Raw genomic sequence first — 12,486 nt, 5'->3', positions numbered from 1 at the left:
CGCGCTTTTGTTAGCATATTCTGGTAGTGAAGGATGTACTGCGACGATACTCAATTCCTACTCACTTCTCAGGCTTTTTACCGGGTTTGCTTTTGCTGCCTTTATGGCCTGGAAACTTATTGTTGCAAGCGCAATAATTGTTGCTGCAACGCCGCCTACGGCAAATAACCACCAGCTGATATTTATACGATAAACATAAGCTTGCAGCCATTGGTGCATGTAATACCAGGCAATAGGCGTGGCTATGGCAAAAGCGATAACGATAAGCATGATGAACTCTTTTGAAAACAGGTAAACTATACTGCCTGAGGTAGCGCCAAGTACCTTGCGGATCCCTACTTCCTTTATCCGTTGTACTGCCATGAATGAAGCTAAGCCATATAATCCGAGGCAGCTTAGGAATATGGCAATTGCAGCAAAGATTTTATACAATTGGGCTAACTGATTTTCCTGCTTGTAAAAACCGGCAATTTTATCATCGAGAAACTGATATTCATAAACAAAGTCAGGAAAGGTTTGCTCAAATGTTTTTTTAACAGCATCCAGTGTGGCCGCCATATTTGTTGTAACCAGTTTTATTCCGGCCTGGTTATACATAACTTTATCTGTGGTAATAAGCAGAGGGGCCAGCTCCTGTCGGAAAGACCGGTCATTGAAATCTTTCACTACACCTACAACGGGGCATTTTATCAGATCGCCCCAGATGCTTATTTCTTTATTCAGTATTTCTTCGGGCTTTTTTATTCCCAAACTTTTCAGCAACGATTCATTTACCAAAAACTCACTTGTCATAACAGAAGGTTTGAGGTTTCGACCGGCTATTAATTGCAGTTTATAGGCTGGCACATAGTCCTGATCGGCAAATTTGGTAATGGCTTTAAAGTCAGTTTCTTTTTGCGCATGATCATATTTGATGGCGCTCCAGGTGTCGTTGCCATTTTCTATTGGCGTATTGGAACTAAAGCTTACCGATTTTACGTCATTTATGGATAACAGCTGGTTCTTTAAATACTCCATTTTGCTGAGGCGGACACTATCTACCCGAAAAGGAACATTAATAACGGCATCTTTATCAAAACCTAAAGGTTGGTCCATAAAGTAATTCATTTGCTTTACAATAATGAGCGTTCCGATGATCAATGCCTGCGCAATGATAAATTGAAACACCACCAATCCTCTTCTTAATGAAATTCCACTTGAAGGATCTGTTGTAAGTTTGCTTTTTAAGGCATTAACCGGGTTGAAACGGGATAATACAATAGAAGGATAAAAACCGGCGAGTGCAGTTACCACAACGGTTACAATCAGCAGAAATAAGATAATTGCGGGGTTACTGAATATATTAAATGAAAGAGATAGTTCTAAGAGCCTGCTCACACAAGGCAGTGCAAGTATGGTTATCACAATTGCAAATATTAAAGCGCTTGCAACTATCAAAAATGTTTCGGCAATGAACTGCAGTTGCAATTGAGATTTACTACTCCCCAAAACTTTTCTCACACCAACTTCTTTTGCACGGTTAACGGCCTGCGCGGTGGAGAGGTTAATAAAGTTTACACAGGCAATTAACAATATGAAGGCGGCTATCAGCCATAATACGTTAAGCAGATCATGACTGATTGTTTTATTGCTGTAATTGCCAACCTGGGTATCATAATGTATGGCGTTTAATGCCTGAATAATATGGCTATCCTTGTTGTCGGATGATTCTACCTTTTGTGAGTATGTTCTTAGCTGCCGGTTAAAATTATCGGCAGTAAGGCTTTCAGGCAACAAAATATAACAGCCAAAATCAGCTACCGTTCTGTTCCAATCGGTAGATTTTGATAAATAGTCGCCGGTAAACCCTGTACCGAAACTAACAACAACTTTTAGCTGAAAGTCGGAATTTGCAGGAATGGTTGCCAGGATGCCCGAAACTCTTAACACATCTGTGCCGTGCTCAAACATAAAGCCACCCATTTGCAGTTTAATGGTTTTGCCCATTGCTATTCGCCAGTCGCCAAAATACTTTTCAGCAACCTCTTTGGTAAGCAATACATTATCCGGGTCTTTTAATGATGCATACGAGCCCGCCAGCAGCGGAAAATTGAATATGTTAAAAAATGACGGATTGGTATAAAACAGCCCCCTTTGCTCCTTAAACATTTTGGTAGCAGCTCCATTATTATCGGGTATAATCAGCTGATCATTTTGGCTTGCAAAAATGGGTGCTATCTGTTCTATTTGAGGGAAAGCCGTTTTTAATCCTAAGGGCAGTGGAAAAGGGATATCCTTGCCATAAGTAATATTCCCTGTTTCTGTATGATGATATTCGGTTAATACACGATAGGTACGATCTTTCTTTGAGTGAAAATTATCAAAGCTTGTTTGAAACTGGATAATGATAAAGATCACCATACAAACGGCAATACCCACAGCCAGACCGGTAATATTAATGGCGGTATAGCTTTTATTACGCGCCAGGTTGCGCCATGCTATTTTGAAATAATTCTTGAACATAAAATTGCGGTTTAATTTCTCACGGAACCACTTGGGGTCAGTCTCGTGATTCGAAATTACCGGCGCAAATTGAGGGTGACTGCCCAACTTATAAGATGAGAAGTCTTTTTTTAAGTCATTTTTATATTCCAGCGGACTTTTTCCGGTTACCTGTTTAAAAATGCGGTTAAAGGAGCTTTGGGAGTTGAACCCGGATTCATATGCAATCCCTAAAAGTGTGATATGGTCGTTTGCAGGGTCCTGCATTTTTCGGGCGGCCGCTTGTACCCGGTATTCATTGATGAAATCATTGAAGCTTTTTTTGAGTACGGTATTGAGGATTCGCGATAGCTCATGGGTATGCAGGTTAAGTTTTGCAGCAAGGGAGCTTAAGTTTAATTCAGGGTCCTGGTAGTAGTGGTTTTCTTTAACAGTCCTTTTCAACCAGATCCCTTTTTGTCTCAGTTCTGCCGGTAGTAATGGTTTTAAAATCGGTAAGGTATCTGCCTGTGCGCTAACTTCCGGTCTTAAAAAAGCACTTGCTGCAATCCAGGTAAGCATCGACATTAACAGCAGGTACAAAGGATAATAAGCCTGCGGGTTTAATTTATAATTGTAATAAAAATAATCTGTGGCTGTAAAAGGGATCCATAACAGCCATAGTAGCCCGAAACCTGTTATTAAGTTTCGAAGCCACCGCATTTCGTGCCGGTAGCGATCGCCGCCATTAAATTTTAGTTGCTTGTAAAAGTTTTCGATCAGTATATGGCAACGGTATAGGTAAATAGCCACCGAAATAAATGCTAATAGTTGCAATACCGGTTTCGATTGCTGAAATATTAACGTGTTGTAAGTTGCAGTGCCGGTTTTTATGCTTTCCAGCGTTGCTAAGGTGTGGGCACCTAACTCCAATAAAAGGGGACTGAAATGCAGTAAATCTTTGCGGTAGAATTTATAATCAGGCTGGGTTGTTTTGAGTACATAGAGGTAAATAAGTGGACCAATAGCGAGCGAAAATTGCATCGGCAGCCTGCTCCAAAAAACAGCATAGTTTGCCAGCTGAATATCAATGGCCAATAGCCGTGCTATCCACAAAACTGCAATAGCCACTGCCATTGCTAAAAATCGGTTTGCAGGCCTGTTTAGTTTTTGGGTAAACCACAAAAGCAGGATAAAAGTGAGGCCGATGAACAGCATCCCAAAAAACGCGGCATCATAAAGGGTAATATGGAAGGTGTACGGTCTCAAGCGAAACAATTAGGTTTAATAACTCATCCAAATTAATAAAATACTAATGGATAATATCTTAACGGCTAAATTAAGGTAGATGGTATATTAAGCCGAACCAGGGAGAGACTGGTTTTGAAATAAGGCTACCCGTAGATTTAATGAATTCTCTTAACTGGCTGTTTAAAAATGAGAGAAAGTATTTTTGTAGAGACGCATAATTGCGTCTCCCGGAGGACAAGCCGATTTCAAGAGCGTCACTACTGCCGTAAATTGCAAGCGTAAGACGCAATTATGCGTCTCTACATTCAAAACTATCGTTTTTAAACAGTCTCTAAGAACATAGGTGTGCTAAATGGGTATCATCAAAAGTTTAAACAACCGGTAAAAGGTTATTTAAAAAGGAAAATCGTCATTGCGAGGTACGAAGCAATCGCGAACAAGCAGAGAGGTTGTGCAAGGCCGCCCTGTAAAGTAAGGGATTGCTTCGTACCTCGCAATGACGTTGGCGGATATATTAGCTATCCCGAAAGCGGACAGTATATGTTCGGTTGTATTACAGTGTGGGGAAAGAAAAGTATGTAATTTTATATATATCAATAGATTATAAATTTGGAACAGGGATTGAGCCCTCTGAGTAAATTGAAAACTTATACGTTCCATATCAACGCTTACGATCTTGCTTTTTTGGGAGTTATCTTCCTTGGAGCTGGCTTCGCTATGCTTTTATGGTTTACCCAAAAGCTAAACAGGGCCGCAAACCGGTTTCTGGCCCTGGCGCTGTTAGCTGTCGTTTTGTACATAGCCCAGATACTGGCCATTGATATTCACCTGACAGCTTATATCCCCAATTGGAGCCGGTTGCCGATGCAATTTTCACTGGCTATCGGTCCGCTCATCTACTTTTATGTACTTAAAACAACTCAGCCTGATTATAAATTCCGGTTAAAGGATTTGCTGCATTTCATCCCACTTTTATTCGAACCGGGCGTTCAGCTTCTGGGGATCAAAGAGAGTATTGAAACCGGCAAGCCCACCTACGAAACACAGGCTTTTCGACAGTTTGGCCGTGCGTTACAAGTCCTGGCACTTATCTCGGTTGTAATTTACCTCTATGCAGCGCACCGGCTGATAGCAAATTTTTACCGGCGCCTGAAATTTAATAATGGCGATAGGTACCGGTATGAAATGAAGTGGCTGCAACATCTGCTTATCGGTTTAGGCATTTTATGGATTTGCTGGGTAATTGTTGCCGGGATAGATTATTCTTATTATCGCCATCAATTGGGTATTCAGGCCTATTATCCCTTATTTATCCTTTTAGCGATACAGATTATCCGGATGGCAATCATCGTTTTTTCAAAACAGGAAGCCGGATTAACTCCGGCTACACCGCAAGCTTTTAAACCGTCACTACCGCCAGAGTCAAAGCAGAAGGGGGCCTGGCTAAAAAAAGTAGTGAGGCTAAATCTCTATTACCTGGATCCAGAGCTTAATTTACGTTCACTGGCCGAAAAGCTCGATCTGCACCCCAACGAATTATCACGGATAATTAATACTGTACTCAAAAAAAGCTTTAATGATTTTATTAATGAATACCGCGTTGCAGAGGTAGCCCAAAAGATGCAGGATCCGGTATATGGTCATTTAACCCTGCTCGGTATTGCATTTGAATCGGGCTTTAATTCAAAAACTACCTTTAACCGTACTTTTAAACAAATGACCGGTAAAAGCCCGGCAGAATATAAACTTGAACTAAAAAAAGAGCGACCATATTATAAGATGGAACGCCCGCCCCGTTTTGCGACGGTAATTTCGTACCAGGAAGCGGCTCCAAAATGGACCGTTAAGAAACCAAATAGCAAAACAATGTTCAAAAATTACTTCAAAATCGCCTGGCGCAACCTCATGCGCAACAGGAGCTATGCAACTATCAATATCGCCGGTTTGGCAATTGGCATAGCTGCCTGTCTGCTCATATTTCTGGTTATTCAGTTTGAAACAAGTTTCGATAGCTTTCATGCCAATAAAGACCGCATCTATCGTATCGTAACGGTAAATAGTGGTCCCGATGGTACGCATGCCGGCTCAGGAACTCCGTTGCCGCTGGCAGAGGGATTAAAACTTGACTTTCCGCAAATAAAGCAAGTAGCTAACGTTATGCTGAACGATGGCTCGCACTATGCTGTACATACAGGTAATGATGGCGGTACGGTGAAGAAGTTTAAGGAAGATCTGGCTTATTATGCAGATCCCGGCTTTTTTCAGATTTTTAATATCAAATGGCTGGCCGGCGATAAAAATACTGCTTTATCGGAGCCTAAAACTATTGCATTATCCCGTGACGAAGCCGATAAATTTTTTGGTGATTGGCATACTGCCATGGGGAAAACAGTGCGTTACGAAAACAGGCGCGATCTTAAGGTGACCGGTATATTTGAGGATACCCCGGTCAATACTGATTTTCCGATGAAACTGGCTGTCTCCTGGGTTACGCTTATTGAAAAAGACGGAGATCTTAGCGGCAATGCCCAGGATTGGATAAGTACCTTCGGCGACAGGAACTGTTATATTGTTTTGCCTCCCGGCATGGACGAAAAACAGCTTAACACCGGGCTTGCGTCGCTTGCCAAAAAACGTATCCCTGCGCCTTACAATAAAAATGAGATCTTTCAATTACAAGCCCTTAAAGATATGCATTATAACACCGAAGTTGGCTTGTACAGCAAGCACCCGTTTAGTAAGCAGTTGATTAATGTTATTAGTTTAATCGGCTTGTTCCTGCTGATCATTGCCTGCGTTAACTTTATCAACCTCGCTACTGCCCAGGCCGTAAACCGTTCAAAAGAGGTGGGTATACGTAAAGTGTTAGGGAGTAACCGGTACCAGCTGGTGCTGCAATTCATCACCGAAACGTTGATCATTACTTTATTTGCCGTTGTACTGGCTTCAATAATTGCACTCATAGCTTTGCCAATGTTGAATAACCTGCTTGAAGTACAATTAAGCGGAGGTTTCCTGGCAAACCCAATGGTAATCTTGTTTTTGGCAGGAGTGGTTATTGGGGTTACTTTTCTGGCCGGATTTTATCCTGCACTGGTATTATCCGGATTTAACCCGATAGAGGCGTTGAGAAACAAGATCAACGCCGGACGCGCGAGCGGAATTTCCTTACGACGGGTGCTGGTGGTAGCACAATTCTGTATAGCGCAATTCCTGGTGATAGGCACCCTTGTATTAATTTACCAGATGAATTATTTTAAAAATAAGTCGTTGGGGTTTAATAAAGATGCTGTAATTACCGTTCCTTTTCCGGGCGACAGCATCAGCCGGGCAAGGGTAAGTGCTTTAAAAGATCAGCTTTTGCAGCAGCCGGGAATTAAGGATGTAAGTGCCAGTTTATACGCTCCATCTGATAACAGCGGATGGTTCAGCGATTTTAAATTTAACAATTCGGCCAAACAGGTTGATTTTGGCGCCTGCCTGAAATGGGCCGATGCAGACTATTTTAGGTTGTATGGCATCCAGTTTGTAGCCGGTGGCCCGTACAAAAAAACTGATACAATAGCCGGTTATGTTGTTAATGAAACCTTGATCCATAAACTTGGTATTACCAACCCCAAGGAAGCCATAGGCAAAAATATCATGTTATGGAATAACAACAGTTTGAAGGCCCGGATTACCGGTGTAGTAAAGGATTATAATGTTAGCTCATTGCGTGGTGCTATCCCGCCGGTGTTGATGGGAGCATGGAAGTCACAATATTCGAAGTTGAATATCAAGATCCAGCCTCAAAATGTAAGGCAAACCCTTGAGAATGTTGAAGCTTTATGGAACAAAACGTTCCCGGAGGGGGTATATGAATATCAGTTTCTCGACAAAACCATTGCTGGTTTTTATAAAAGCGAAGGCGAACTATCTGCTCTCTTCAAAATATTTGCAGGTATAGCCATATTCATTTCATGCCTTGGTTTATATGGATTGGTATCGTTTATGGCTTTACAACGCACTAAAGAAGTAGGCATACGTAAAACGTTAGGCGCATCTGTTGGACATATTATGTATTTGTTTTCAAAAGAATTTACGGTGCTTATTGTCATTGCATTTGCCATATCGGCTCCAATAGGTTACTACTTCATGCATAAATGGCTGCAGGATTTTACCTACAGGATCAGCATTGGCCCTGATATATTTATGATGGCAATATTAACCTCGGTGATCATTGCATGGACAAGCGTGGGGTATAAGGCTATAAGAGCAGCACTGGCCAACCCTGTGAAAAGTTTAAGGAGCGAGTAAGCCTACGTTTATAGGTTAATGTCCCATCAGGGTCTCTCGTAGAATTAAGTTTACCCACAAAATCAAAAGTCGCGTTAAGCAATGGTTGGAAAGCAAGTTTACGATTACGAGACTCCGCTGGAGTCCAATATCTCTTTAAAATTTTGTCTATAAACACGTGGCCTCTCTGAGGCCGCTTGGCACGTCAGCGATGTTCATTATGTTATAAATATTACCGGCCCCATCGGGGCCACGTGTTTATAGTGCTAAACGGGGCGTTTTTCTGGCTCCGTAGGTGCCTCGTGTTGAAATTCAGGTTGGTGAATTTGTGGGTAAACGTCAACTCGTAGAGAATCCTGATGTATACGATGTCTTTGAATATTCTGGTAGATGTTTGGAGCGCGGTGGGGCCTCAGGGTACTCTGCAAAAGACCCATAAGGTAACATAATCATCCCTATAAAAACTCAACTACCAATTGTTCCCATTCCTCTTCCAAAGAAATGTCCGGCCGGGTTTGCCTTGCTTTACTGTACCAGTAATCGGCATTCCAGATGTCACCTTCTTTGCGGTGCAGATAGGCATGTACCCAGGCCGATGACTGATCATCCAGGTGATCGACCAGTGCATGGGCTTGATTCCAATCGCCTTTGCCATCATACCAAAGGCTTTTTAACTGGGCACTGAGCCCGGCAACAGGCTGTTCTGCATTTAATGACGCTTTAAATTCGGCTAAAGTTTTCATCAGGTATTAATTTTTTCAAAACTAAGCCTTAAACGCGATTTATGCATCAAATCGCAGGCAATATATGTTGGTAACACGCGAAACAGCAATAAAGTAATAACAACAAAAAAGCTGCTTTACTTTCGCAAAGCAGCATCATGTCGTAAGGAAAACCTCCCGAACAAGTTTTTAGAAGTGAAGTATCAGGATTTCAGCGGACCAACGTGCCGGTAAGTGTTGATGAGCAGACCGGTAGGTGTACTTTTTGTGTCAACAAAAGCAAGTTCCCGGGCACCGATACTGTCGGCCAATAAGCGTTTGCCCCGGCCAAGCAAAACAGGATAGGTGATGAGCACAACCTCATCGGCCAGTCCCTGGTCAAGCAGGAGGGATGTCAGGGTAGAACTTCCCACCACGATCAGGTCGGGGCCATCGGTTGATTTGAGATCGCGAATTGCCGCTGCAATATCCCCGCTTAAACCTTTTACCGGCCCCCATTTCAAGCTGTCGGGCTTGTTGGTTACTATGTATTTTGTGGCAGCATTGATAGCATTCGCCATGGGGAAGTCTCCGGCAGTAGGCCAAAAACCGCTAAATATATCGTAAGTATTACGGGCCAGCAGCAGGTCGAAATTTGATCCGTATGCTTCTAAAAGCGCCGCCGCCCCTGCAGGGCTCCGGTATGGCGTTGTCCATGCGCCATAGGTGTAGTCTCCATCATGTTCTATCACGCCATCCAGCGAAATATGTTCAAAAATTCTGATTTTTCTCATTTGCTTATAATTGGTTTATAGATAGCTCTGTTATTTATGTTCTCTGGTTGAAAATGCATCCCCAAAAATCTCAAACGCCTTGTTTTAAAAACGTGCGGTTTGCTATTGTAAAAAGCCATTCAGCAGATCCAATATGGTTTTTGTCTGCTGCATTAGGCCAACATGACTCTGCGCAGGCACAATAGCTAAATGCGATTTTGGCATGGGGGCCAGATCTGCAGCTACGCCACCTCCCAGTAGTTGGTATGTTTTTGCCAGCTCCACTTTGTCCAGGCCGTCATTATCGCCCGAGATAAGCAATACCGGTGAAGTGATTTTGGCAATATTGGCATCACCAATGTCAAAGGGTACGCCGGCAAAAGCAATCATCTGTTCCACAAACTTTATCCATTTTGTTTTGTCGGGTGCTACTGCATCGTATCCCGTATGTAAGGGAGTGTTGTTAAAAAACTCAGGCTTAAATCCTTTAAACCCGCTGTTTACAACAGGAAGCCAGCCACTGCTTTTATAGGTAGAAGAAATGATCACTAATTTTTTTACCCGTTTAGGGCTTTTTACGGCTAATTGATAAGCTATGGAACCGCCCATACTGTATCCGGCAACATCGGCACTGTCAATTTTTAAAAAATCCATTACCCCATCCACGTCACTTGCCAGGGTAGCAATATCTAATTTTCGGTCTGAATACGGCGAGTGCCCATGTCCCTGCATTTCAAGGGCAATTACTTTTCTTGTTTTTGATAGTTCGGGTATTAGTTGCGCCCAGTTCATCTCAATGGTATAAAAAGCACCATGCAGTAAAACGATAGGCTTACCCTCGCCATATACTTCGTAATAAACTTTTATGCCATTAACGGGGGCGTAACCACTGGCGGCAGGTTTAAGCTGTTGCCCGTTGCACTGAAGTATTGTAAAAAAAAGCATCGCGATTATTAATGTTGGCGGCAGGATATCAGATCCTTTAAATACTCTTTTCATAGAATGTTAGTTTAATTGTTTCGATTTGATTGACAATACAAATGTCGGTGGTATTTAAGGATTTTGCGCTGTGCAAAAGCGACCACTTGAGGGGTGGATCGCGACAAAAATATTGCCGTTATATAGAAAAAGGGTGAGAGGTGTTTGAACGGAGTTCCACGTAGGTGCATTGCGTTTTGCGTTTCAAAATCAATCTCAACAAAAATTGCTTTACGCTTGCGAGGTTACTTTATTAGTAGCAGGGAATTGATCTCTGTTTGAAGATTCGAATTGCCTGTCCTAACACAAAACTCCCGTTAACAGCCCCCCAAAAAAAATCTCAAATAAATTTGCGCAACTCAAAAGTTGCATATATATTTACGCAACTCAAAAGTTGCGCGTTTTAAAATGAAACAAGATATATTTCAAGCCATAGCCGATCCGACACGCCGAGCGATTTTAACTTTAATTGCTATTAAGGCTTTGACGCCGAACGCGATGGCCGAAAAATTTGATATGAGCCGTCAGGCAGTATCTAAACATATTAAAGTATTACACGAATGCGAATTGATTAAACCCCAACACTCGGGCAGGGAAATTTATTATCACTTTAACGCAAAAAAAATGCAGGAGCTTGACAACTGGTTAGCCCAATTCAGGCAAAGCTGGGAAACTCAATTTAATCAGCTCGATAAAGTATTATCAACAATTAAACAACAGAAAATATGAACAACGATTTGCTATTTGATTTTACCGTTGATAAAGCTGCGCAAACGGTATTTATAACCCGCGAATTTGACGCGGGGCTTGACCTGGTATGGGATGCTTTTACCAAACAGGAAATACTTGACCAATGGGCTGCACCCGCGCCGATGCGCTCCAAAACCAAATACATGAATTTTGAAGTTGGGGGACGGCGATTTTACGCCATGATAAGCCCCGACGGACAAGAGCGCTGGCTATTGCAGAAATATACTTCCATTACGCCCAAAACCAATTTTAAACTATATAACTCATTTGCCGATAAAGACGAAAACCCCGAATTGCCCGGCTCTGAATGGGATTATAATTTCGGCGAACAAGATGGCATAACAACAGTGAATATTTCCATTTATAACGAATCGCTTGAACGAATGGAACGCTTAACCGATGGTTTCACTAAAGGAATGATGTTGATGTTGAAAAACCTGGACGATCTGTTTGTAACCTTATCGCAAAAATCATAAGGAGAATAAACGATTGTTAATAACCGAAGAGATAAACAAAAAAACATAACAATTTAAAACTAAAATTATGAGAGCAATTAATCCCTGGATCAACTTCAATGGCAATGCCCAGGAAGCATTCAATTTTTACAAATCAGTTTTTGGCGGAGAGTTCACCAAGATCATTCGCTTCAAAGACCTGGCAGGTCCTGAGTTTCAGGTAGCAGAAAGTGAAGAAAACAAAATAATGTACATTGGTTTACCCCTCGGCAAAAACAATGTATTGATAGCCAATGATGTCCCTGATTTTATAGGGAAGGTAAACGAAAACGAAAACAGGTCTAAAATATACGCCAGCGCTGAAAGCCGTGAGGAAGCCGACAAGATTTTTAACGGGTTATCAGCAGGCGGAGAGGTTGAAGGACCGATCGGCGACAGTCCCTGGGGTACATACGCCGGTATGTTCAGGGATAAGTATGGTATTGAGTGGATTGTGGAGTTTGATCCCCAAGCATAACGGGTAAGATTAACGGAGGCGACGGGTTATTTAATCATGGGACCGAAATTTTTAACAAGAAAACCAGTTTAGTGAAAGCTAACTGGTTTTTTCGTAGCTCCGGCTGGCAATTATAGAAGCTTTTTACAAGGTGACGACTATTAACTAGAAAGCTCGCGAAACTTGACCGAGTGAATGTGCATTAGTGGCACAAAAAGTAGGATTATAAAGGGACTGGTTATTATGCAGTATTCTTGATCGATTATTTAGATGATTAAACAAATTTTCAATGCTATTCCTAATGTTAGATGTAAATCTCGTACGACGTTATTCTCTTTGGTTTCTAA

8 protein-coding genes are annotated in these 12,486 nt (G+C 42.0%); 4 read left to right on the top strand and 4 right to left on the bottom strand.

Annotated elements, in window-relative coordinates; all coding sequences use genetic code 11:
• Nucleotides 1–57 precede the first annotated feature (57 nt).
• Complete coding sequence (locus AC59JO_RS21255) at nucleotides 58–3,729, bottom strand: ABC transporter permease (protein ID WP_497307813.1); 3,672 nt, start codon at nucleotides 3,727–3,729, stop codon at nucleotides 58–60.
• 621 nt (nucleotides 3,730–4,350) lie between these two features.
• Between AC59JO_RS21255 and AC59JO_RS21250 the strand changes: the two genes are divergently transcribed.
• Nucleotides 4,351–8,007: an ABC transporter permease gene (locus tag AC59JO_RS21250; RefSeq protein WP_497307811.1), complete on the top strand. Its 3,657-nt coding sequence runs from the start codon at nucleotides 4,351–4,353 to the stop codon at nucleotides 8,005–8,007.
• A gap of 434 nt (nucleotides 8,008–8,441) precedes the next feature.
• On the opposite strand, the gene AC59JO_RS21245 is transcribed toward AC59JO_RS21250, so the two are convergent.
• The 3 genes from AC59JO_RS21245 to AC59JO_RS21235 all read right to left on the bottom strand — a co-directional run bounded on the left by AC59JO_RS21245 (nucleotide 8,442) and on the right by AC59JO_RS21235 (nucleotide 10,459).
• Nucleotides 8,442–8,729, bottom strand: coding sequence for a hypothetical protein (locus AC59JO_RS21245; protein ID WP_497307809.1), 288 nt, complete (start codon nucleotides 8,727–8,729; stop codon nucleotides 8,442–8,444).
• A gap of 182 nt (nucleotides 8,730–8,911) precedes the next feature.
• On the bottom strand, nucleotides 8,912–9,481 hold the full coding sequence (locus AC59JO_RS21240) for a dihydrofolate reductase family protein (protein ID WP_497307807.1): 570 nt from the start codon (nucleotides 9,479–9,481) through the stop codon (nucleotides 8,912–8,914).
• A 102-nt stretch (nucleotides 9,482–9,583) separates the two neighbouring features.
• Nucleotides 9,584–10,459: an alpha/beta fold hydrolase gene (locus tag AC59JO_RS21235; protein ID WP_413670690.1), complete on the bottom strand. Its 876-nt coding sequence runs from the start codon at nucleotides 10,457–10,459 to the stop codon at nucleotides 9,584–9,586.
• A 387-nt stretch (nucleotides 10,460–10,846) separates the two neighbouring features.
• Between AC59JO_RS21235 and AC59JO_RS21230 the strand changes: the two genes are divergently transcribed.
• From AC59JO_RS21230 to AC59JO_RS21220, 3 genes are all read left to right on the top strand, one after another.
• A complete protein-coding gene (locus AC59JO_RS21230) occupies nucleotides 10,847–11,167 on the top strand; it encodes an ArsR/SmtB family transcription factor (protein WP_413670691.1) in 321 nt (106 codons plus the stop codon).
• Nucleotides 11,164–11,664 carry an SRPBCC family protein gene (locus tag AC59JO_RS21225; protein ID WP_413670692.1) on the top strand — a complete coding sequence of 167 codons (501 nt, stop codon included), beginning with the start codon at nucleotides 11,164–11,166 and terminating at the stop codon, nucleotides 11,662–11,664. The genes AC59JO_RS21230 and AC59JO_RS21225 overlap by 4 nt, the downstream gene beginning before the upstream one ends.
• Before the next feature lie 67 nt (nucleotides 11,665–11,731).
• Nucleotides 11,732–12,160: a VOC family protein gene (locus tag AC59JO_RS21220; protein WP_497307804.1), complete on the top strand. Its 429-nt coding sequence runs from the start codon at nucleotides 11,732–11,734 to the stop codon at nucleotides 12,158–12,160.
• The last annotated feature ends 326 nt before the right edge of the window (nucleotides 12,161–12,486 follow it).

Source organism: Mucilaginibacter sp. A5337, assembly GCF_059690695.1.
This window is presented reverse-complemented; position numbering and strand designations above follow the sequence as displayed.

Bases quoted from the DNA above. Each gene is read 5' to 3' on its own strand.
- AC59JO_RS21235 (WP_413670690.1), bottom strand. From the start codon at position 10,459: ATGAAAAGAGTATTTAAAGGATCTGATATCCTGCCGCCAACATTAATA.
- AC59JO_RS21245 (WP_497307809.1), bottom strand. From the start codon at position 8,729: ATGAAAACTTTAGCCGAATTTAAAGCGTCATTAAATGCAGAACAGCCT.
- AC59JO_RS21225 (WP_413670692.1), top strand. From the start codon at position 11,164: ATGAACAACGATTTGCTATTTGATTTTACCGTTGATAAAGCTGCGCAA.
- AC59JO_RS21230 (WP_413670691.1), top strand. From the start codon at position 10,847: ATGAAACAAGATATATTTCAAGCCATAGCCGATCCGACACGCCGAGCG.
- AC59JO_RS21220 (WP_497307804.1), top strand. From the start codon at position 11,732: ATGAGAGCAATTAATCCCTGGATCAACTTCAATGGCAATGCCCAGGAA.
- AC59JO_RS21240 (WP_497307807.1), bottom strand. From the start codon at position 9,481: ATGAGAAAAATCAGAATTTTTGAACATATTTCGCTGGATGGCGTGATA.